Origin of the sequence: Prescottella equi, assembly GCF_020171745.1 — a bacterium.
GTDB lineage: Bacteria > Actinomycetota > Actinomycetes > Mycobacteriales > Mycobacteriaceae > Prescottella > Prescottella equi_A.
The window spans coordinates 440,778-462,232 of sequence record NZ_JAIVAH010000013.1 but is presented as its reverse complement, the minus strand read 5'-3'; the positions used below and the strand labels follow the sequence as shown (position 1 = coordinate 462,232).

Below are 21,455 nucleotides of genomic sequence, written 5' to 3'. Positions count from 1 at the left end.
GTGACTACCGAAGCTCCCGCCCTGACCATGTACTCGACCACGTGGTGCGGCTACTGCCGCCGCCTCAAGAAGCAGCTCGACGAGAACGGCATCTCGTACGCCGAGATCGACATCGAGCTCGATCCCGCGTCCGCCGAGTTCGTGGGCAGCGTCAACGGCGGCAACCACGTCGTGCCCACCGTGAAGTACGCGGACGGCAGCACCGCCACCAACCCGAGCCTCGCGCAGGTCAAGCGGGCCCTGGGTCTCTAGTCCCTCGGTCGGCCCGTCAGTCGACCTTCGCCCACGACTCGATCATCACCCGCGCGATCGAGATCGATCCGGGCAGCAGCAGCTCGGCGTCCGACCGCGACGTCCAGTCGCCGGCGTCGAGTGCGGCCCGGACCTGCTCGCGGGTGAACCAGTGGGCCTCGGCGATCTCGCCGTCCGCGAATTCGAGCGGAGCGGCGGGATCGCCCACCGCCGAGAAGCCGATCATCACCGAGCGCGGGAACGGCCACGGCTGGCTGCCGAGATACCGGACGTCGTGCACGTCCACCCCGACCTCCTCGCGGATCTCCCGCACCACGCACGTCTCGAGCGACTCCCCGGCCTCGACGAATCCGGCGAGAACCGAGAACATCCGCGGCGGCCACACCGGCTGACGCGCGAGAAGCACCCGGTCGCCGCCGTCGTGCACCAGGCAGATCACCGCGGGATCGGTGCGCGGGAACTCCTCGTGCCCGGTGCTCGAACTGATCCGGGACCACCCCGCCATCGTCGGTTCCGTCACTGCCCCGTCGATCGCGCTGAAGCCCGCGTGGTCGTGCCAGTTCAGCAGCGCCACAGCCGTTGTCAGCAGTCCGGCACTCGACTCGTCGAGCCGGTGGCCGAGCATCCGCAGGTCGCCCAGTTCACCGGTCATCGCCGGCACCCGCACCGCCCACACGTGGCGGGCGTCGTGCAGCCCGAGAAACACCGCGTCGGGAGCCGGCTCGTCACCCAGCGTCGACGCCGGCTCGAGCACGAGCTCACCGTCGGTCACCCGCACCTGTCCGCGCGGATTGACCCGCAGCAGCAATGCCTCCGCCCATCCCGCGCGCAGAGCCTCGGTGTCCGAACGCAATTCCTCCGCCCGGTCCAGGGCGGCACGGGACAACAACGGGGTCTCGGTCAGTTCGAAATGCGGCACGGGAACGACCCTACTGCGGCCGCCCGGGCCCGACGCGCTTCGCTCAGTTGGTGACGCGCCGGATGTACAGCAGGAGGTCGTCGGCCTCGACGGCGTCGACCTCGGGCGAGCCCACGCGCAGCAGGCGGCCGTCGCGCACCACGCCCAGGACGATGTCCGACAGGTGGCGAGGCGAGCCGCCGACCTCCTCCGGTTCGACCTCGCGCTCGGCGATTGCGAACCCGGCCTCCGGGGTGAGCAGGTCCTCGACCATCTCCACGACGCTCGGCGTGGTTCGGGCGATGCCGAGCAGTCGGCCGGCGGTCTCCGAGGACACGACCACCGAGTCGGCGCCCGACTGGCGCAGCAGGTGCGCGTTGTCGGTCTCGCGGATGGCGGCGACGATCTTCGCCTTGGGCGCGAGTTCACGCGCGGTGAGGGTGACCAGGACGGCGGTGTCGTCGCGGTTCGCGGCGACGATGATCGACGCCGCGTTCTGCACGCCGGCCAGCCGAAGCACGTCGGACTTGGTGGCCGATCCGTGCACGGTCACCAGCCCCATGCTGGCCGCGGTGTCGAGCACCACCTGATCGGTGTCGACCACGACGATGTCGGAGGGCACGATGCCGTCACCGAGCATCGCGTCGATGGCGGTACGCCCCTTGGTACCGAATCCGACGACGACGGTGTGGTTACGCACGCGGTGCCTCCAACGCTGAATCTTGAATGTCTGGCGGGAGCTCTCGGTGAGCGCCGAGAGGGTCGTACCGACCAGGACGATGAGGAAGAAGATCCGGAGCGGCGTGATGACCAGGACGTTGATCAGGCGCGCTTCCGGGGTGATCGGGGTGATGTCGCCGTAGCCCGTGGTCGACAGCGAGACGGTCGCGTAGTAGATGCAGTCCAGCAGCGACAGCTGGTTCTCCTGCGCGTCCTTGTAGCCGTCGCGGTCGATGTAGACGACCAGCACGGCGAGCGCGAGTGCGGCGAGCGCGTACGACACCCGGCGCGCGATGGCGCGCGCGGGGCTGGTCTGCATCTCGGGCACCTTGAGCACGCCGACGAGCGCGAAATCCGGCCGATCCGTCAGCGTGTCCGAGTTCCCGAACCGCGCTCTCAACCTACCGGGCATCCACTGGTCCCCATCTCCTCTGCTCCGACTGGCCGTTCGCACAGCCGGTTCGCAGCCTAACCGCGGATCCGGTAATCACGGAACGGCACAGGAAAACCGGGGTGAACGGTGGCGGAACCACCGGATGTCGGGCAGGGTGGCCGCATGTCGTCGTCTTCGGGCCGCCCGAGCCAGGTCCCCGCCCTCCGCCTCGCCGCGCTGCTGTTCGGTGCCGGAACCCTGCACTTCGTCCGGCCGCGGCCGTTCGACGCGATCGTGCCCCGTTCGCTTCCGGGGACCGCGCGGACCTACACGTACGTGTCCGGCGCCGCCGAACTCGCGACCGCCGCGACGCTCGCCGTGCCCCGCACCCGGCGTCTCGGGGGCACGCTCGCGGCCGCACTGTTCGTCGCGGTGTTCCCGGCCAACGTGCAGATGACGGTCGACTGGTTCCGGTCGAGCCGCACATCGACGCCCGCGAAGGCGCTCGCCGCCGCGCGCCTGCCGTTGCAGGTCCCCCTCGTCACCGAGGCGTTGAAGGCCCGACGGAACGCGGCCTGACGGCGCCGCTTCAGCCGACCGGTTCCTCCTCCGCCCCGGCGGTCGTGATGAGCCGGGCCAGCCGGTCCGCGTCGGGCAGGTTCTCCGGCGCGATGGTCCGTCCGGTGCGCACGTAGTGGAACGCGGCCCGCACCTTGTCGAGTTGCGGCTCCACCGGACGTCCGGTGAGCCGGGACTGACGCGCCGCCATCAGTTCGGCCCACGCGATCCGGTAGGCGGCCAACTGCATCACGACGGCCCGCTCGTTCGCGGCGGACGGCTCGGCGCCGGTCTTCCAGTCGATGACAGTCCAGCCGCCGTCCGGGTCGGCGAACACCGCGTCGATGCGGCCGCGCAGCACGGTCCCGGCGACCGACGTCTCGAACGGCACCTCCACCTCGACGGGGCTGCGGTCGGCCCACGTCGAGCGGAGGAACGCGTCCTGCAGCAGCGCCAACTCGGTCTCGGTGCCCACGCCGGTGTCCGCCGCGCCGGGCAGCTCGTCGAAGTCGAGTAGCCGGGTGGCACCGAACCGCTGCTCCACCCAGGCGTGGAACGCGGTTCCTCGGCGCGCCAGCGGATTCGGCGGGAACGGCAACGGCCGCCGCAGCCGTGCCGCGAGCGCGTCGGGATCAGCGGCCAGGTCGACGAGCTGACTCACCGACAGTTGCGCCGGCATCTCGACGTCGGTGCCTCCGCGTCCACGTTCCCTGCGTTCGGCCAGCAGCGCGTCCACGTCCGCCGCCCAGTTGTCCGGGTCGTCCTCGGAATCCTCGGGACCCGACGTGTCCGTCCCCAGTCCGTCCAGCGCGCCGCGCACCAGTTCAGCGCCGCGCTCGACGTCGGGACGTCTGCGCCCCAAAGGATCCCGCGGCCACCAAGCCGACCGCGGCGTGGCCGTGAGCGGATTCTCCGCGCCTTCGTCGGGGGCGGGAGCCCACACGTCGATCACACCGAGCCGCTCACCCTCCCACGCCGACACCAGTTCCTCGAGTTCCAGCAGGAACGGCGACGGCCCCTTGGGGTCCGACCCCGATTCGGCCCAGTGGTGGCCCGACACGAACAGGGCCCGCTCGGTGCGGGTGAGCGCGACGTAGAACAGCCGCCGGTCCTCGTCGAGCCGACGCGTCGAGAGCGCATCCTTGTGCGACTTGATCGCGTCCTCGAGGTCCTTGCGGTGGTACAGATCCTCGAGGTCGAGAACCGGCACACCGTCGGCGGATTCACCGGGGAACGCCCGGTCGCCGCGCAACGTGGGCGGCAGTTCGGACACCGACCCCAGCCACGTGGCCGACGCCTGGCTGGACGGGAAGACTCCGGCCGTCAGGTGCGGCACGGCCACGACCTCCCACTCCAGGCCCTTCGCGGAGTGCACCGTGAGTATCTGCACGCGATCGGGCGCCACCTCGACCTCGCCGGGGGCGAGCCCGTTCTCGACGTGCTCGGCCGCGGCGAGGAACGCCAGCAATCCGGTCAGGGTCGCCGACGTGCGGTTCGCGTAGCCGGACACGACGTCCGCGAACGCGTCGAGATGCTCACGGCCGGCGCCGCCCACCTCCGACTGCCGGGTCCGCGCCTGCGCCTCGATCCCGATGCCGATCACGCGCTCCACCTCGGCCACCAGTTCGGTGAGCGGCTGCCCCAGCCGCTCGCGCAGCGACGCCAACTCGGCGGCGATCGCGCAGATCCGCACGTAGCCGGCCTCCGAGTACCGATGGGCCGGACCGGGATCGGCGAGAGCATCGGCCAGGCCGGCCTGCTCGGACTGCTCCCCCGGCATCGCGTCGCCGAGCGCGTCGTCCAGCGCGGCCGCGTCGGTGACCGCGCCCGTCGTTCCGTAGCCGGAGCGGATCCCGAGTTCGCCCGCGCGCTTCCACAGAGCTCGGATGTCGGCGGCGCCGATCTGCCACCGGGCGCCGGTCAGCACACGCACGGCGGCGCTGCCCGACATCGGGTCGGCGACCAGGCGCAGCATCGCGACGACGTCGGCCACCTCGGGGGTGTGGAGTAGTCCGCCGAGCCCGACGACCTCCACCGCGAGACCGCGGGCGCGCAGTTCCTCGGCGATCGGGGCGGCGTCGGCGTTGCGTCGTACCAGCACCGCGGCGGTGGGCGGCTTCGCGCCGTCGACGCGGGCCGCCTCGTACTGTTCCGCGATCCGGTCCGCCACCCACGACCGCTCCGTTTCGACGGTGTCGAGCAACGCCAGGCGCACGTCGCCGGGCACCGCGGCCGGCCGAGCCCGCAGCCTGCTGACCTCGACGCCCCTGTCCCGCAACGGCTCCGACACCATGTTGGCGAGCTCGAGCGCCTCCGGCGGATTCCGCCAGCTCGTGAGCAACTCCAGCTTGGGCGCCGGGGTGCCGTCGGCGAGCGGGAAGTCGGTGGCGAAGCGCGGCAGGTTCGCCGCGGACGCCCCGCGCCAGCCGTAGATCGACTGCATGGGGTCGCCGACCGCCGTCAACGCCAGGCCGGCGTCCTCGCCGCCGCCGAACAGCGACGACAGCAGCACCCGCTGTGCGTGCCCGGTGTCCTGGTACTCGTCGAGCAGCACCACCCGGAACCGACCGCGCTCGCTGCGGCCCACCTCCGGGTGCTCGGACGCGACCCGCGCCGCGAGCGACATCTGACTGCCGAAGTCCAGCGCGCCCTCCCGGCGCAGGGTGTCGGCCAGCCGCTGTACGAGCGGCAGCAGTTCGAGCCGCTGGTGCTGCACCTCGAGCAGGTCCAGCAGCGTCTTCGACGGTCCGCCACGCTGTTTCGGTCCGGCCGGGAGCGTGTGGATCAGCTTGTCGAGTTCGGTGTGCGCCTCGCGCAGATCGGCGGGCTCGACGAGATGCTCGGCGAGCTGACCCGACAGCGCGAGCACCGACTCGGTGATCGAGGCCGGGTTGCGGTCGGTGTCGAGGTCGCCGTCCCACGCGCTGACCACGCGGTACGCGAGCTGCCACAACTCGGTCTCGGACAGCAGCGTCGCGGACGGCTCGATCGGCAGCAGCAGCCCGTGCTCGGACAGCAGCCGTCCCGCGTACGCGTGATAGGTGCTGACCTCCGGTTCACTCGCCAGAATCCGCGACCGCAGTGAGCCACTGGGGTCGAGGTCGCGGACCAGCACCGAGCCGGCCAGCTTCGCCAGACGTTTCCGAATGCGTGCGGTGAGCTGCTGCGCCGCCTTGCGGGTGAACGTCAGACCCAGGACCTGTTCGGGATCGACCAGCCCGTTCGCGACGAGCCACACGACGCGCGCCGCCATCGTCTCGGTCTTGCCCGCGCCGGCGCCGGCGACGACGAGGGTGGGCCCGAGCGGCGCCTCGATGACCGCAGCCTGCTCGGGCGTCGGTGGGAACTGCCCCAGCACCTCGGCCAGTTCTGCCGGGCCCACGCGGCGCCCGCTCTGCACGGTGCTCACTCGGAGGTCACCTGCCGTCCTTCGTCGTGTGCCGGGCAGCTCGAGAGCACCGGGCAGTGTCTGCAGCCGTCGTTGATCCGCGCGAGGAAGGTCGGCCCCCGGGTGGCCGCGGCGGCGTCGTGGATCACGTTCTCCCACAGCGCGAGACTCTCGTCGTCGAGTGCCGGCTGGATCCGCTGCGTGGCACCTTCCTTCTTGTGCGGCTTGGCCACGAACACCAGCCGCGCGCCGCCGGGCTGCGACGCCGGTTCCCCCTCGATGAGGCCGCGGGCCGCCGCCACCTGATAGGCCGCCAACTGCGCGTGCTGCTCCGCCTGGTCCTTGGTGACCGCGGCCTTCGCGGTCTTGACGTCGATGACGACGGGGCGCCCGTCCGGGTCGCGTTCGAGCCGGTCGATCCGACCGCGGATCCGGACGGTGGCGCCGCCCTCCACCCGCGGCTCGAGTACGCCGTCGACCGCGACCTCGACGCCCACCTCGGTGAGTTCGGATCGGGTGCCCCGCAGCCAGTCGGCGAAGTTGTCGAGCATGCCCCGGGTGCGCTCGAGTTCCCGCCGCGAGAACCACTCCGATCCCAGATCGACCGAGTCCCAAGCGGTTTCCAGGGCGCGGTCGACCTGTTCCGGCGGAATGTGCCCGGCGAGAGCCTGCACGAGCGTGTGCACGAGCGTGCCGGCGATCGCGTGCGTGTTGTCGCCGTCGCTGCCACCGTGCCGTTCGAGCATCCACCGCAGTGGACAGTTGGCGATCAGTTCGATCGTCGACGGCGACAGCGGAACCGGACCGTCCTGCGGATCCCACAGCCCCACAGCCGAACTCGGCTCCGACGTTCCGTACCACTGGTCGGGGTGCGCGCCGCGGACGCCGGCCTCCGCGAGCCGGGCCAACTGGTGTGCCGCCCGCTGCTGCCGCTCCGGATCGTCGGCGGCGACACCGGGATCGCACACGACGCTGCGCAACTCGGCGACGAGGGCCGGCAGGGCCAGGACGCGGGGGCTGTCGTCGGTGACGGGCGCGACGTCGTCGACGTCCAGGTCGTCGTCGCCGCGCAGCAGGTCGTCCACGAACCGCGACCGCACCAGTTCGGTGTCGCCGCCCGACGAATCGACCGCGGTCACGAGCAGCGAGTCACGGGCGCGGCTGCACGCCACCAGGAACAGTCGCCGCTCCTCCGCGAGCAGCGGCGCGGTCCGCGAGAGCGTCTTGTCGACCTCGCCGATCCCGCTGGTGAGCTCGATCAGTTCCTCGGTGCCGAGCAGCGTGCCGCGCGCGCCGAGGCTGGGCCACAGCCCCTCCTGGACGCCGAGGACGACGACCACCCGCCACTGCCGGCCCGCCGCCGAGTGCGCGCTGAGTACCGTCACGGTCTCCTGCGACGCCACCGCGCGCATCCGGGCGGGACCCGGGATCGCCTGCTCGACGAGGTAGTCGACGAAGCCGGAGAGCTGTGCCCGCGGCAGGCGGTCGACGTAGTTCGCGGCCGCGTCGAACAGCGCGACCACCGCATCGAGATCACGGTCGGCCTGGGCGCCGATCGGACCGCCGAACGCGGACGCCGCCGCCCAGCGCCGCTCGAGCCCGGTCGCCTGCCACGCCGCCCACAGCACCTCCTCGATGCCGCGGCCGCGCTGCAGCGGTACCCGGGCCCGCCGCAACACCTTGAGAACTCTTCGCAGCGAGAGCGATTCGACGTCGGTGAGCCCGGGAAGCAGGTGGGCCACCCCGTCCGCGTCCGGTCCGTCGACGATGAGCGTCCGCAACAGTTCGGCCGAGTCGCGGTCGCCGCCCGATGTCAGCTCCACCCGCCGCAGGCCGCGACGCAACCGCCGCAGGCTCACCGGTTCGGCACCGCCGATGGGACCCGACAGCAGCGCGATCGCGTCCTCACCCGTGAACTCGCCGCCGACGAGGGCACGCATGACGGACAGCAGCCCGGCCACACCGTGCTGCTTCGCGAGCGGCAGCTCGCTCGCGGCGGTGGTAACCGGCACGCCCGCCGCCAGCAGTGCGCGACGCAGCGGCGGCAGCACCCGCGGCACCGACCGCGCGACGATCGCCATCTCCGACCACGGCACGCCGTCGATCAGGTGCGCGCGCCGCAGGGTGTCCGCGACGAGGGCTGCCTCCTTGGCGGGCGTCGACAACACCCGGACCACCGCGCGCCCGTCGGTGTCGTCGTCGGTGACTGGCACCGCCGCACCCCGATGCGGCGGGTTGCCGGGCAGCCGGCCCGCGACCTGCCCCGCCACCCGCGCGACGGCCGGCGCCGACCGGAAGTTGGTGTCGAGGATCACCTGCGCGGGCTCGCCGCGGTCGGCGAGGCCCGTGAGGAACTGCGGATCCGCGCCGCGGAACCCGAAGATCGACTGATCCGGGTCGCCGGCGATCGCGGTGCTCGCGGTCCCGGTTCCGATCAGGCGCACCAACTGCGCGGCCTGCGGATCGAGGTGCTGGGCGTCGTCGACGAGGAGGTGCCGCACCCTGGCCCGCTCGCGGTGCAACAGGTCCCGGTCGGTCGCGAACGCGGTGAGCGCCGCACTGATCAGCTCGGCCGCGTCGAGCGCGGGCGCGGTCGCCTCCGGCGCCTCCATGCCGACCGCTCCACGCAGCAGCATCCCCTGCTCGTAGTGCGCGGCGAAGCGTCCCGCCGCGACCCATTCGGCCTTGTCGTGCGCATGACCGAGATCGATCAGATCCTCGGGCCCCAGGCCTCGTTCGTTGGCGCGCAGCATCAGGTTTCGCAGTTCGACGGCGAATCCGGTCATGCCCAGCGCGGGACGCAACCGCTCCGGCCACATCTCCCCGCCGTCCGCGATGTCGCCGCGCAGCAGCTCACGCAGCACCGCGTCCTGCTCCGAACCGGTGATCAGCCGCGGCGGCGGATTGCCGTGCGCGGCGGCCTGCAACCGGAGCACCGCGAACGCGTACGAGTGAACCGTCCGGACGAGGGGCTCCCGGGTGGCCCGGGGCTGTACCCCGGAGATCTCCGGGTCGTGCTCGGCCTCGAGCAGTCGCTCGGTGATCTGCTCCCGGATCGCGGTGGCCGCGCGCCGCGACTGGGCGAGCACGAGCACTGACTCGGGATCCTCCCCACCGACGATCCGGGCCACCGCGGCGTCGACCAGCAGGGTCGTCTTCCCGGTCCCGGGGCCACCGAGGATCTGCCAGGGATGCCAGCCGCGGCCGGGCGGCGCGCCGGTCAGGACCCGGGCGGGATCGGCCGCCCAGGTGCGCAGCGACGGCGCCGACCCGCGCCGACCGACGAGCCGCGCAGCGGGCGCCGACGGTCTGGTGCGTGCGCCCGTTTCGCTCATACGGGGAATCTCACCAGACGGGTCCGACATCGACCGCATCCGGCATAGTGGACGCCATGCGCGGTCTCCACACGTACCTGTTCGGCACCCCCGGAGCACCCGAGGTGCTCGCCCTGCACGGACTCACCGGGCACGGCCGCAGGTGGGAGTCGCTCGGTGCGGACCAGCTGAGCGACACCCGGATCATCGCGCCCGATCTGCGCGGCCACGGCCGCTCCCCGTGGACGCCGCCGTGGGGCCTCGACACCCACGTCGGCGACCTCGTCCGAGTGCTCGACGAGCACGCCACCGGCCCGGTCGTCGTGGTCGCCCACTCGTACGGCGGTGCGATCGCGCTGCACCTCGCGCAATCCGTGCCGGATCGGATCCGCGGGATCGTCCTGCTCGATCCCGCCCTCGGACTCGACCCGGAGAACATGAGCCGGATCGCCGGACTGGTCGCCGCGTACCCCGACTACACCGACGCCGCCGAGGCCCGCTCGGAGAAGGTGCACGGCGCGTGGGCGGACGTGCCCTCCGACGTCCTCGACGCCGACCTGGCCGAGCACCTGATCGACCTCGACAGCGGCCGCGTCGGCTGGCGCATGTCGGTCCCGGCGGTCGTCGCGTCGTGGGGCGAGATGGCCCGCGACTTCGTCCTTCCACCCAAGGGCATCCCGACGGTGCTGGTGCAGGCGCTGCGCGTGCAACCGCCGTACGTGACGCCCGAGTTCCGCGCCGCGCTCGCCGAGCATCTCGGGGCCGACCTGACGATCGCCGACCTGGACTGCGACCACATGGTCGCGCACGCCAAGCCCGACGACGTCGCAGCCCTCGTCCGCAAGCTCCTGTAGGCACCGAGCGTGGCCGCCACCACCGAGGAACAGATCGAACGCGTCCGCGAACTGGTCGCGTCGATCCCACCCGGCAGCGTCGCCACCTACGGTGACATCGCCTCGGCGGCAGGGCTTTCCAGCCCCCGCACCGTCGGATGGATCATGCGCGCCGACTCCGCCGACCTGCCGTGGCACCGGGTGCTGGGCGCGTCGGGCCGGCCCGCCGCGCATTTGGCACACCGACAGTTGGCGAAGCTGGAAATCGAGGGCGTGCCGATCCGCGACGGGCGGGTGGATCTCGCCGCGGCACGCCACCGGTTCTGACCGGCCGCACCGCACGCGTGCACCCGATGCGGCAGCATTGGGCCATGAACACCGACGCGATCGTGCTCGCCGGCGGACGCGCGACCCGGATGGGCGGCATCGACAAGCCCGCCCTCGTCGTCGCGGGTCGGCGCATGCTCGACACCGCGCTGGACGCCGTCGCCGACTGCGATCGGGTCGTCGTCGTGGGCCCGCACCGCGACGACCTGCCGCCCGCGATCTTGCAGACGCAGGAGTCCCCCGCCGGTACGGGCCCGGTCGCCGCGCTGGCCGCCGGCCTGTCCGCGCTCGACGAATCACCCGGCGACGTCGTGATCCTCCTTGCCGCCGACCTCCCGAGTCTCGACGCCGCGACGGTCTCGGAACTCGTGGCGAGCCTGCGCGCCGACCCCGACGCGGGGGCCGCGTTCGCGGCGGACGAGGCGGGCCGGTTGCAGTTCCTTCTGTCGGCGTGGCGGCGCACCGCCCTGGCCGCACGTCTCGCCGCACTGCCAGGGCTCGAGAACCTGCCCATGAAGGCACTCGTCCCGGACCGGCACGTCACGCTCGTCTGCGCGGGCGTCGCCGACTGCGACACGACGGCCGACGTCGAACGAGCCCGCGCCGCACACGTCCCGGGGCCGATGGACATCGCGGAGGCGAGAGCCGCGATTCGGAACACCCTCGCCCCCTTGCCGATCCGCGAGATCGTCCTCGTCGGCGCGCTGGGTGCCACGCTCGCCGCTCCCCTGGTCGCGACGGAGGCGCTGCCGCGCTTCGACGTCTCCGCGATGGACGGCTATGCCGTCGCGGGTCCGGGACCGTGGCGACTGCACACCGAGATCCGGTACGCCGGCTCGTCCACCGACCTCACGCTCGGCGACGGGGACGCCGTGCGGATCGCGACCGGCGCCCAGGTCCCGAACGGCTCGACGTCGGTGATCCGCGACGAATTCGTGGACGTGGCTCCCGATTCGGTCGGCAGGCTCGTGGTGCGGCGCCCCGACACCCCGGAGCGCGACGACACACGCCGCCGCGGCGAGGACTGGCAGCCCGGACACCACCTCGCCGAGGCGGGAACGGCGGTGACTCCGATGCTCGCGTCGGCGGCCGCCAGCGCGGAGGTGACGACGGCCGCGGTGCGCGGACCGGTGCGTGCGCACGTCGTGGTGACGGGCGACGAGATTCGACGGGACGGCCCGCTACGGGACGGTCAGACGCGCGACTCGCTCGGCCCGGTCCTGCCGGACATGCTGCGACACTGCGGGGTTCGGACCGTGACCGACACCCACCTGCGGGACACCGCGGACGGGTTCGACGCACTGCTCGAGGGTGCGCGGGACACCGATGTGATCGTGGTCGTCGGCGCGACGGGCGGCGGCGCCGCCGATCAACTGCGCAGCGCGCTCCTGCGCGCCGGTGCCCGGATCGTCGTCGGGCGGGTGCGCTGCCGCCCCGGAGGGTCGCAGGTCACCGCGATGCTGCCGGACGGCCGGGTGGTCCTGGGACTGCCCGGGAATCCTGTCGCGGCGGTGGCGACCCTGCTGATGATGCTGCCGACGATCGTCGCCGGACTGACGGCGCGCGCGCCCGCTGTCGCGATGAGCGGCGCGGTGTCGAACGCGTCGGAGGCGGGCGCGTCGGTCGCCCGGATCGTGCCCGTCACACGGCAGGTGGACGGGTACTGGCGCGCCGACACGATGGTTCGCACCGCGCACCTGGCGGGACTGATCGGGCGGGAGGCGCTCGCTCTCCTGCCGCCCGATCCGGTCGACGGTCAGACCGTGGAGCTTCTTTCCCTGCCTGACTGATTCACGATCAGTCGGACTGAGCCCGCCGCTGCTCCCGGCCGATTCGACGCTGCTCCTCGGCGCGTTCCCGGCAACGTCGCAGGAACTCCTCGTCGGTCGCCGAATCCTGCGCGAGCTGGCGTCCCGGACGGTCGTACTCCGGGAACGCCGACGGGGGTCCGGACCGACGCGGCGCGCCGTATCCACCCGCCGGGCGCCCCGCGACCAGCCACAGCACCGAGCCCAACAGCGGCACCAGCACGACGATGACGGCCCAACCGATCTTCGGGATGTTCCGCACGGCGTGCTCGTCGGCGACGATCACGTCGACCAGACAGAACACCCACAGGACCATCACGATCAAACCCAGAAACGGCATGAACGCCGAACCTCCCCAATTCCGCCCCGACCACAGTGATTTCCCCGACCACACGTGCACGTCGATGAAACCAACCCGAAGGTACGTAGCGCAACTACCAATCTCGCCGGATCGGGCGGGGGCGTGCGGCGTGCGCGGTCAGATCCCCATCGACCGCGCGATCATCGGCCAGGAGTTGTGCAGGTCGTCCTGCCAGTAGCCCCACGAGTGGGTGCCGCCCGGCTTGAAGTCGAACGTCGCCGGAATCTGCAACTGGGCCAGACGATTGGCGAGGTTGTGGGTGCAGTAGTTGGTCGCGGCCTCGATGATGCCGCCGACGATCGCCTGGTTGGCGAGCGCGAACGGCCGGCCCTCGATCCCGAGTCCGTCGAGCGTCTCGTGAGGACCCGGCAGACCGGACCCGGTGGTGATGTAGAGCTCGGTGCCGCGGAGACGCTCGGCGTTGGCCACGGGATCGTTCTGCCCCCAGCCGGGTCCGTCGAGCGGCCCCCACATGTTGGTGACGTCCACGCCGCCACGGAGGCCGACGACGGTCTGGATGAAACTCTGGCCGGCCGGAGTCGCGGTCTCGGCACAGCCGCTGAACGAGCCGACGCTCTTGTAGAAGCCGGGCTTGGCGATCGCGTAGTTGAGCACCGAGGTGCCGGTCATCGAGATCGCGGCGATCGACTGCACCTTGTTGGTGCCGAACTCGGCGTCGATCACGGGCGGCAGTTCCTCGAGCATGAAGGTCTGCCACTTCTGGCGGCCCAGCTTCTCGTCGTCCTTCTGCCAATCCGTGTAGTAGCTGAACGCGCCCTGCAGCGGGGTAACGACGTTGACGTTCTTGTCCTGGAAGAACTGGTTGATGTCGGTGTTCCGCTGCCACGTGGCCCGGTCCTCACCGCCGCCGGCACCGTTGAGGAGGTACAGCGTGGGGCGCGGTTGGCTGCGATCCGCGGGGAGGATGACCTCGAGCGGAATGTTGCGGTCCATCGACGGGGAATAGACCGAGATGGTGACCTTGCGGTCGGAGACCTTGGTGGACTTCACAAGGTAGGCGCCGGACGCTTTCGACACTTTCGCCGCCGCACCGCCGGAGGTGTCGCCGCCGGCGGACGCCGTTGCCGGGACGGCGACGAGCGGAACCACCGCTGCGACGGCCGCGGCCACGAGCAGACGCTTCGACGGAATCCTCGAATGCCTCATGTGAAACCCTCTCCCCCAGAACATGAACGAGCCGGACCTCGCCGGACCGCAGAATCACGCCAGACCCTACCCAGCGAATCGCCCCGAGTGTCCCGATCAGAGATTTCGGCCGAAGTTCACCCGCCCATTCGCCCCACGAGCGCCGCGACGATCGGAAATCACATTGCGCGGCGACGACGACGGCCGCTAGGGTCGTCACCGGACATTCGAGTGCGACCAGGAGGTGAGTTGATGATTGCAGTGACGGCCACTGCCGTGGGCACTGCCCGGACCATCCTCACGTCCCGGGCCTCGGTCTGAGTCGAATCCACCACAATTCTCGACGGTTCGCGCTGCGCGCCTGCCGGGGTTGAAGTGATTCTTCGGACGGGGCCCGCACCCCGAAGGGTCTCACCTTGTCTTACTCACAATCCTCCAACTCCCCCGTCGACCACCTCGCCTCACTCGGCTGGGACGGCTCGTTCGCCGAACTGTTCACGGAGTACGTCCCACAAGGGCTGATCCCCGCCCGCGTCACGCGGGTCGATCGCGGTCTCTGCGACGTCGTGACCGCGACGGGCGCAACACGCGCCGACAGCACCCCGGTCACCACACGGGACCCCGAGCACACGGTGTGCGTGGGCGACTGGGCCGCGCTCCGCCCAGGCCCGCACCCCGAACTGGTGGCGCTACTGCCCCGGCGCAGCACGATCGCGCGCGCGTCGGTGGATCGCACATCACGCCGCCAAGTTCTCGCCGCCAACGTCGACACCGTCGGCGTCGTCGCCTCGCTCGCTGCGCCGATCAAGCCCGGCCGGATCGAGCGCTTGCTGGTCCTCGCCTGGGACGCCGGCACCACGCCGGTGATCGTCCTGACGAAAGCCGATGTCGCCGAACGCGATCCGCAAGCGGTGGCCGCAGAAGTGTCCGCCGTGGCACCGGGCGTCGACGTCGTCACCGTCAGCGCCCGCACCGGCACGGGCCTCGACGAACTCGCCCGGCGCCTACCCGGAACCACCGTGTTGCTCGGGCCGTCCGGCGCCGGGAAGTCCTCGCTCACCAATGCGCTGCTCGGCAACGACCGGATGGACACGAACGACGTCCGCGCCACCGACGGCAAGGGACGGCACACCACGGTGCATCGGGAACTGTTCCCACTCCCGGGCGGTGGCGTACTGATCGACACCCCGGGGCTGCGGGGCATCGGCCTGCACGACGTCGGCGACGGCATCGAGCACGTCTTCGGCGACATCGAGGAGCTCGCCCAGACTTGCGGATTCCGGGACTGCGAGCACCGCAGCGAACCGAGATGCGCGGTCCAGGACGCGGTGACCGACGGTCGACTCGACCTCGATCGACTCGACCGTTACCGCAGAATGGTGCGCGAGAGCGAATGGGCGGCGTCCCGCGGCGACGCCCGACAGGCCGGCAAGCGCACCGCGACGGACAAGGCCATCTCCCGCGACATCAAGGCCCTCTATCGGCTCCGCGGCCGCCGCGACTGATACCCGACCGAACCACGTACCCGACCGAACCACAGAGAACGGAAGAACCACGTGAACACCCACACTCACTGGACCACCCGCCCCGAGACCACAACCGACATCGAGTCCGTCCGCCGGATCAACGTCGCGGCCTTCGAGACCGCGGAGGAGGCCGACCTGGTCGACGCCCTGCGGCAGGATCCGGCCTGGATCGACGGATTGTCGATGCTCACTCTCGACGACGACGGCGCACCCGTCGGGCACGCGCTGCTCACCCGCTGCCACATCGGCGACACCCCCGCGCTGTGCCTGGCGCCGTGCGCGGTGTACCCGGAGTATCAGCGGACCGGCGCGGGCTCGGCTGCGATCCGCGCGGTCCTCGACGCCGCGAGGCAGCGCGGGGAGCACTTCGTGACCGTGCTCGGGCACCCGGACTACTACCCGCGGTTCGGGTTCACCCGGGCGTCCGAGCACGGTGTCCGCATGAACGTCGAGGTGCCCGACGACGCCCTGATGGTGCTCGCCCTCGACGGGCGTCCGATCCCGAGTGGCGCGATCCGCTACGCCGCGGCGTTCGGCGACATCTGACGGCGGCCCAGCACGAAGGACCCGTACGCGACCGCCGCCACGACCAGTAGCAGCGCGAGCGCACCGGCGACGTAGACCCACGTCGGAGTCCGGTCCGCGTCGGCGTCCGGGGCGGCCTGCAATGCAGCGTCCGCCCCGGGCGCCGGCGCCTTCGTCTGCGCTGACGGCAGCGCCTTCGACGCGTCCGTCACGTTCGTCGAAAGACCCTGCACCACACCGGTGATCGGTCCGGTGCCGTCGAGGAGCTGGCCGGTCCCGTCGGCGAGCGCCTTGCCGCCGTCGTCGAGGAGCACCAGCCCGTCGCTCAGCTGCCGGGCACCGTCGGCGACCTGGCGGACACCCCCGACGAACTGGGCGGACGGGTCGCTCAGCTCGTACGACAGCTGCCGGGCCCCGTCCTTCAGCATCGTGAGCTGGGCCAGGGTGTCGGGGCCGAGTCCCTCGGTGTCGAGCTGCGCGACCAGGTCGTTCACGCGACCGGCCGCCGCCTGCGCCACCGGATCCGCGGACGCCGACAGGGCCGCCGCCACCTGACGCAGCGATCCGGTGACCTGCCCCTGCATGTCCCCCAGCCCGGTGAGCCGGTCCACCACCTCGTCGACGCCCGCGCTGATCTGCTGCGCACCGTCGCCGAGTTGGCCGACGCCGCCGTCGAGTTCGGTGAGGCCGTCGGACAGTTGACGCGCACCGTCACGCGCCTGGCCGATCCCGGCCGAGAGTTGGTTGGCCCCGTCGTCGAGCTGGCGTCCCCCGTCGACCAGCTGGTTCACCCCGCCGTTCAGCAGCGACAGCGGCAGGCTCGTCTGCTGCAGGCTGCGCCGGGCCTGTGCGAGGGCGTCGGCGTTCGGGTCGGTCGGTGGACCGGCCTCGAGCGACGTGTCGGGATCGGCTCCCGCCCGAGTGTCGTCGGCGAACACGGTGAAGTACGACACCACCCCGACGACGGCGACGACGAGCAGGCCGAAGAGAGCGACGACCTGTCGGGTGGAGAATCTGCGGCGGCGGGGGATCTCGTGTTCGCTCATAGGTCCGCGAACGGTAGCCGCGGCGATTAAGCGATCTCTGAGATGGAGACACCCCTCACATCGACGCCGCCTCCGCCGCGACCTCGGCGATGACCGCCGCGTCCTCCTCGCCGAACGTGTCCTCGAGCGCCTCGGGTGAGTAGTCGAGGTCGATCTCCTCGACCGGACGTCCCCGAGCCGACTCGATCGCGCCGAGCCGCCGCTGCGCGCGGTCCGCGGCGTACTCGAGGAACACCTCCGGTTCGATGCCGAACGGCGGCTCCTCGAACTGGTCGTTGACCCACTGGATCATGTTGAGCGCGTGCGGGAGAAGCTCCCCCATCCGCTGCTGGACGAGATCCCAATTGCTGTCGTCCGCGGCGACGTGCCGACGGCACGTGAAGGTGCCCCACGCCATGTGCCGGCGTTCGTCGTCGCCGATGCGTTTGATCAACTCCTGCATGCCCGGGAAGATCCCGCGCTCGGTGCACACCCGCTGCCACGCGTAGTAGCCGGTGAGCGCGAGGCTGCCCTCGATGACGTGGTTGTAGGTGACGCTCGCGCGAATCTGGTTGGCCGGGCTGGGATCGGTCTCGAGGACTCGCAGCGAGCGCGGCAGCTCCTCGTAGAAGAGGGTGCGGTAGTGCGGGTTCTCGGCAACGTACTCGTGCAGATCGCCGTCGAGGCCCACCGCGTCCATCCACCGCCGGAACACCTGGACGTGCTTGGCTTCCTCGAAACAGAACTGCGTCAGGTACATCTCGTCGTTGAACCGGCCCTCGGCGGCCATCGCCTTCATGAACGGCTGGATGTCCTCGGTGACCGCCTCCTCACCGGCGATGAACTGCGTGCACAGGAACGTGGAGCTGCGCTTCTCCTCACTGGTGAGCGCGGCCCAGTCCTCGGCGTCCTGCGTGAAGTCGATGTCCGCCGGATTCCAGAACTTGGCGTTGCCCTTCACGAACAGCCTGAGCGGGAACGCGTCCCAATTGAGCCCGCCTTTCCGGAGCGAGCTGAAGCCCTGCCTGTCGACTGATGTCGCGGTCATCCGAAGAACCTTCTTCCCGGCCTGCGCCGACGTCCGCCTCGCACGCTCCGGTCCCGGACCTGGACGTATCGATGGGCCGAGCGTGCCCGGTCGCTTCTCACGGTAGTCCGGTTCGGACCCGGTCGGGAGTGTTTCTTGCACACGGATGCGCAAAGAGAGTCCGCCACTCGACGGGTCGCCTGTGCCGCCGGTCACCTTCGATGTCGTATGTTCCGATAACGAATCGCGACGAAGGAGTAGTTGTGGACATGACCGAGATCGGATTCCTGCGCCGGGACGGCGACGGCTTCGCCCCGCTCGACATGGGCATCAGCAAGTGGTCGCCCGACATGATCAACGGTCCGGCGATCACCGGCATCCTCGCGCGAGCCATCGAGAACGAGCACGGTGCAGAGGGATTCGTTCCCGCGCGCCTGACCGTCGATCTGTTCCGCCCGGCGCGCGCCGAGCAGCTCCACGTGGTCACCCGCAGCGTGCGCGACGGCAACCGGATCCGGGTGGCCGACGCCGAAGTGATCCAGCAGGGCGAGGCCGTCGCCCGCGCCTCGGTCGTGTTCCTGCGCCGCTCCACCCAGCCGCCGGGCGAGCTCTGGACCCGCCCGGATGCCCCGCAGCCGCCGCCGCTGAGCCTCCTCGAACCGCTGCAGGCCCCGTCGCATCCCTGGATCGGCAGCGACGGTCACCCGGCGGGATGGTCGCCGTCGCTGCGCGATCACGAGGGTTCGAGCCGAAAGCGCATGTGGCAGTATCAAATCCCGGTGGTTGCCGGGGAGGAGCCGTCACCGTTCGTGCGCGCCGCGATGGTCGGCGAGACCACCAGCCTCATGACCAACTGGGGCACCGCCGGCATCGGGTTCATCAACGCCGACCTGACGCTCGCGCTGTCCCGGCTGCCGGAGGGTCCCGAGATCGGCATCGAAGCCGACAATCACATCAGCGTGGACGGCATCTCCGTCGGCAGCACCACGATGTTCGACCGCCGCGGACCGATCGGCACGTGCATCGTCAGCGCACTGTCGAACGCCGAGCGGCAACTGGGCTTCCGCCGCTGATCCGCGCCACTCGCGGACTCGCCAGGAGGAACCGCTCGGCGACCAGATCCGCGATCGCATCGTGGGTGCCGAGTGGATCCGCGACCCCGTCGGCCCCGGCCTGACCGAGCCGGGTGTGGAACAGACCGGGCGCCAAGAGGTACGACGCGACGAACACCCTGCGCTCCCCCGCCGCCCGGAGCCCTGTGACGACCTCCGGCACCGTGGGCGTCCCGGTCGCGATGTAGGCGACCGGGACGTCGCGCCGCACCCGCGCCGACAGCATGGCGGCGGCGCGGCGGACGTCGTGTCGGGCCCGAGGATCCGACGATCCTGCCGCGGCCAGGACCACGGCATCACCGGGCCGCCAACCGGATTCACGCAGCCGCTGCTCGAGCACCCGGGCCAGGACCGGATGCGGTCCGAGCGCCCGGGTGACGGTCACCCGCGGGTGCCCACTGTCCACGACGGCGCGGGGCACGTCGGTGTGGACGTGATACCCGGACGCCAGGAACGCCGGCACCAGCACCGCCGGGCCCCGGACATCGCGCAGCACCTCGGTCGGCGACGGCCCCAGCACGTCGACGAACGCGGTGCGCACCGTTCCGACCCGCTCGGCCACCGCGTCGGCCAACGCCGCAACGGTTTCGACGCCGACGGCGCTACGCGTGCCGTGTGCGACGAGCACCAACTCCGCGCCGGTCACGATCGGCTCGCCTCGAGCAGACGGTCGTACTCCGCCGGGTCCAGCGCCAGCCGGTAGCCGCGCTTGACGACGGTCTGCACCGCCTTGGGCGCGCCCAGGTGGCTGCGCAGCCGCGCGATCGCGGTTTCGACCGCGTGCGGATCGCCGCTCCCACCCGGCAACGACGCCAGCAGGTCCGCGCGGGAGACGACCATGCCGGGCCGCTCCGCCAGGCGCCGCACGAGCGCCATGCCGGCGGGCGAGAGCGCCTTCACTTCGCCGTCGACGACGACGCACGTGCCGCGCACGCTCAACTCGTGGCCACCTGCCCGCACCTGGGCGTCCCGCCGCGGCAACTCGTCCGCGATGTGCCGGGCCAGCGATCCGAGCCGTGAACGTTCGGGGGCGGTCGTGGGCACCCCGAGCGCGGTCAGCGGCGCCGCGGTGACGGGTCCGACGCACGCCGCGAGGACCCTCCCGTCCAAGGCCCGGAGCAGCGGTTCGAGACCACCGATATCCTTGGCCCGACCCAGGATCGAGGCCACCGCGGGTGCGCTGGTGAAGCTCAGCGCGTCCAGCCCGCCGCACCCGACGGACTCGATCAGCCGGTCCATCGCGCCGCAGTCGTCGGGCGGCGTCCACCGGTACACGGGCACCGCGATCACGTCGGCGCCGGCAGCGCGCAGCGCGGCGCAGAAGTCGGGGATCGGTTCCCATTCCGTGGTCGCGCCGTGCAGTTGCACCGCGATCCGTCGGCCCGCGACGCCCTCGCCCAGCAGGTGTTCGAGTACCTCTGCCGACGACTCCGAATCCGGCGACCACTCCTCGCGCAGACCTGCCGCACGGACCGCCCCGGTCGCCTTGGGGCCGCGGGCCAGGATGCGGCTCGCGCCCAGCGCCGTCAGCAGTTGCTCGCCGACGCCCCACCCCTCGGCCGCGCCCATCCAGCCCCGGAAGCCGATTCCGGTGGTCGCGACGATGACCTCCGGCGGGTCCGCGACGATCGTCTCGGTCACCCGGGACAGTTCGGTGTCGTCGGCGAGCGGGATGATCCGGATGGCCGGCGCGTGCACGACGTCAGCACCCCGCCGGACGAGCAGCGTCGCCAACTCGTCCGCCCGGCGCGACGCCGTGATCCCCACCGTGAACCCCCGCAGTTCGTCGCCGCTCGGCCGCCCCCCAGCCGTCACGTCGACCCGACCCGACTCGACCCGACCGGAATCACGCACACCTGCACGACGTCGCCGCTGCGACCTTCGACGACCCGGACCGGGTACACCGGCAGCCGCACCGACTCGTCGTCGAGGCAGCGACCGTCGACGAGCGAATACACCTGCTTGAGTAGCGGCGAGGCGACCGTCGGTTCGCCGTACCGGTCCCCGACCAGCCCCCGGGACATCACCGCGGCCCGCCCGAGCGGGTCGATGTTGCCGACCGCGCGCAGGCTGCCGTCGGCCAGCCGGAACAGCGCCGCCTGGGCCCCGCCGCGCAGGAGCACGGCCACGCCGCGCCCCGGGATCAGATGGCTCCGCGTGCATGCGGACGTCCAGAGCCGACCCTCCGCCTCGAAGGGCGTCTCATGGGTGCCGACCTCGCCGGACACCCAGCTCTCCATCACCGTCATCGCAGACCTCCCT

General features: G+C 71.5%; 19 protein-coding genes. 8 read left to right on the top strand and 11 right to left on the bottom strand.

Annotated features, from left to right (window positions below; all coding sequences use genetic code 11):
* Positions 1 to 27 precede the first annotated feature (27 nt).
* Positions 28 to 252, top strand: a complete 225-nt coding sequence (locus tag LCL87_RS12285; RefSeq protein ID WP_225020029.1) for a mycoredoxin — start codon at positions 28 to 30, stop codon at positions 250 to 252.
* A 16-nt stretch (positions 253 to 268) separates the two neighbouring features.
* On the opposite strand, the gene nudC is transcribed toward LCL87_RS12285, so the two are convergent.
* Positions 269 to 1,171, bottom strand: coding sequence for an NAD(+) diphosphatase (gene nudC / locus LCL87_RS12280; protein ID WP_225019878.1), 903 nt, complete (start codon positions 1,169 to 1,171; stop codon positions 269 to 271).
* A gap of 43 nt (positions 1,172 to 1,214) precedes the next feature.
* Positions 1,215 to 2,282, bottom strand: a complete 1,068-nt coding sequence (locus tag LCL87_RS12275) for a potassium channel family protein (RefSeq protein WP_225019876.1) — start codon at positions 2,280 to 2,282, stop codon at positions 1,215 to 1,217.
* A 144-nt stretch (positions 2,283 to 2,426) separates the two neighbouring features.
* Here LCL87_RS12275 and LCL87_RS12270 point away from each other — a divergent pair, with 144 nt between their 5' ends.
* Positions 2,427 to 2,822 (top strand): DoxX-related protein, encoded by a 396-nt coding sequence (locus LCL87_RS12270; RefSeq protein WP_225019874.1) that lies wholly within the window; start codon positions 2,427 to 2,429, stop codon positions 2,820 to 2,822.
* 10 nt (positions 2,823 to 2,832) lie between these two features.
* On the opposite strand, the gene LCL87_RS12265 is transcribed toward LCL87_RS12270, so the two are convergent.
* Both LCL87_RS12265 and LCL87_RS12260 read right to left on the bottom strand, forming a co-directional pair.
* The gene (locus LCL87_RS12265; protein ID WP_225019872.1) at positions 2,833 to 6,210 is read right to left on the bottom strand and encodes an ATP-dependent helicase; all 3,378 of its coding nucleotides are present in this window, start codon (positions 6,208 to 6,210) and stop codon (positions 2,833 to 2,835) included.
* Positions 6,207 to 9,524: an ATP-dependent DNA helicase gene (locus tag LCL87_RS12260; RefSeq protein WP_225019869.1), complete on the bottom strand. Its 3,318-nt coding sequence runs from the start codon at positions 9,522 to 9,524 to the stop codon at positions 6,207 to 6,209. The genes LCL87_RS12265 and LCL87_RS12260 overlap by 4 nt, the downstream gene beginning before the upstream one ends.
* 56 nt (positions 9,525 to 9,580) lie before the next feature.
* On the opposite strand from LCL87_RS12260, the gene LCL87_RS12255 reads away from it, so the two are divergent.
* From LCL87_RS12255 to LCL87_RS12245, 3 genes are read left to right on the top strand one after another with little or no spacing between them, the layout of a single operon-like run.
* Positions 9,581 to 10,357, top strand: coding sequence for an alpha/beta fold hydrolase (locus tag LCL87_RS12255; protein ID WP_225019867.1), 777 nt, complete (start codon positions 9,581 to 9,583; stop codon positions 10,355 to 10,357).
* Between the two features lie 9 nt (positions 10,358 to 10,366).
* A complete protein-coding gene (locus LCL87_RS12250) occupies positions 10,367 to 10,663 on the top strand; it encodes an MGMT family protein (protein WP_225019865.1) in 297 nt (98 codons plus the stop codon).
* A 44-nt stretch (positions 10,664 to 10,707) separates the two neighbouring features.
* Positions 10,708 to 12,453, top strand: coding sequence for an NTP transferase domain-containing protein (locus LCL87_RS12245; RefSeq protein WP_225019863.1), 1,746 nt, complete (start codon positions 10,708 to 10,710; stop codon positions 12,451 to 12,453).
* Positions 12,454 to 12,460: 7 nt separating this feature from the next.
* Here LCL87_RS12245 and LCL87_RS12240 read toward each other — a convergent pair whose 3' ends face one another.
* Together LCL87_RS12240 and LCL87_RS12235 are read right to left on the bottom strand one after the other, a co-directional pair.
* Positions 12,461 to 12,811 carry a PLD nuclease N-terminal domain-containing protein gene (locus LCL87_RS12240; protein ID WP_225019861.1) on the bottom strand — a complete coding sequence of 117 codons (351 nt, stop codon included), beginning with the start codon at positions 12,809 to 12,811 and terminating at the stop codon, positions 12,461 to 12,463.
* Positions 12,812 to 12,949: 138 nt separating this feature from the next.
* Entirely contained in the window at positions 12,950 to 13,999 is a 1,050-nt protein-coding gene (locus tag LCL87_RS12235) for an alpha/beta hydrolase (RefSeq protein ID WP_225019859.1), read from the bottom strand.
* Positions 14,000 to 14,394: 395 nt separating this feature from the next.
* Between LCL87_RS12235 and rsgA the strand changes: the two genes are divergently transcribed.
* The gene (gene rsgA, locus LCL87_RS12230) at positions 14,395 to 15,483 is read left to right on the top strand and encodes a ribosome small subunit-dependent GTPase A (RefSeq protein WP_225019857.1); all 1,089 of its coding nucleotides are present in this window, start codon (positions 14,395 to 14,397) and stop codon (positions 15,481 to 15,483) included.
* Positions 15,484 to 15,534: 51 nt separating this feature from the next.
* Positions 15,535 to 16,050, top strand: coding sequence for a GNAT family N-acetyltransferase (locus LCL87_RS12225; protein WP_225019855.1), 516 nt, complete (start codon positions 15,535 to 15,537; stop codon positions 16,048 to 16,050).
* On the opposite strand, the gene LCL87_RS12220 is transcribed toward LCL87_RS12225, so the two are convergent.
* On the bottom strand, positions 16,023 to 17,075 hold the full coding sequence (locus LCL87_RS12220; RefSeq protein ID WP_225019853.1) for a YhgE/Pip domain-containing protein: 1,053 nt from the start codon (positions 17,073 to 17,075) through the stop codon (positions 16,023 to 16,025). The genes LCL87_RS12225 and LCL87_RS12220 overlap by 28 nt on opposite strands.
* A 55-nt stretch (positions 17,076 to 17,130) precedes the next feature.
* Positions 17,131 to 18,102, bottom strand: coding sequence for a R2-like ligand-binding oxidase (locus LCL87_RS12215; RefSeq protein WP_225019850.1), 972 nt, complete (start codon positions 18,100 to 18,102; stop codon positions 17,131 to 17,133).
* Positions 18,103 to 18,350: 248 nt separating this feature from the next.
* Between LCL87_RS12215 and LCL87_RS12210 the strand changes: the two genes are divergently transcribed.
* Complete coding sequence (locus LCL87_RS12210) at positions 18,351 to 19,154, top strand: acyl-CoA thioesterase domain-containing protein (protein ID WP_225019848.1); 804 nt, start codon at positions 18,351 to 18,353, stop codon at positions 19,152 to 19,154.
* On the opposite strand, the gene LCL87_RS12205 is transcribed toward LCL87_RS12210, so the two are convergent.
* From LCL87_RS12205 to nirD, 3 genes are read right to left on the bottom strand one after another with little or no spacing between them, the layout of a single operon-like run.
* The gene (locus LCL87_RS12205; RefSeq protein WP_225019846.1) at positions 19,108 to 19,839 is read right to left on the bottom strand and encodes a sirohydrochlorin chelatase; all 732 of its coding nucleotides are present in this window, start codon (positions 19,837 to 19,839) and stop codon (positions 19,108 to 19,110) included. The two genes, LCL87_RS12210 and LCL87_RS12205, sit on opposite strands and share 47 nt — an antisense overlap.
* Positions 19,836 to 21,008, bottom strand: a complete 1,173-nt coding sequence (locus LCL87_RS12200) for a uroporphyrinogen-III synthase (RefSeq protein WP_225019844.1) — start codon at positions 21,006 to 21,008, stop codon at positions 19,836 to 19,838. Before LCL87_RS12200 ends, LCL87_RS12205 begins: the two co-directional genes overlap by 4 nt.
* A complete protein-coding gene (nirD, locus tag LCL87_RS12195) occupies positions 21,005 to 21,442 on the bottom strand; it encodes a nitrite reductase small subunit NirD (RefSeq protein ID WP_225019842.1) in 438 nt (145 codons plus the stop codon). Before nirD ends, LCL87_RS12200 begins: the two co-directional genes overlap by 4 nt.
* Positions 21,443 to 21,455 lie beyond the last annotated feature (13 nt).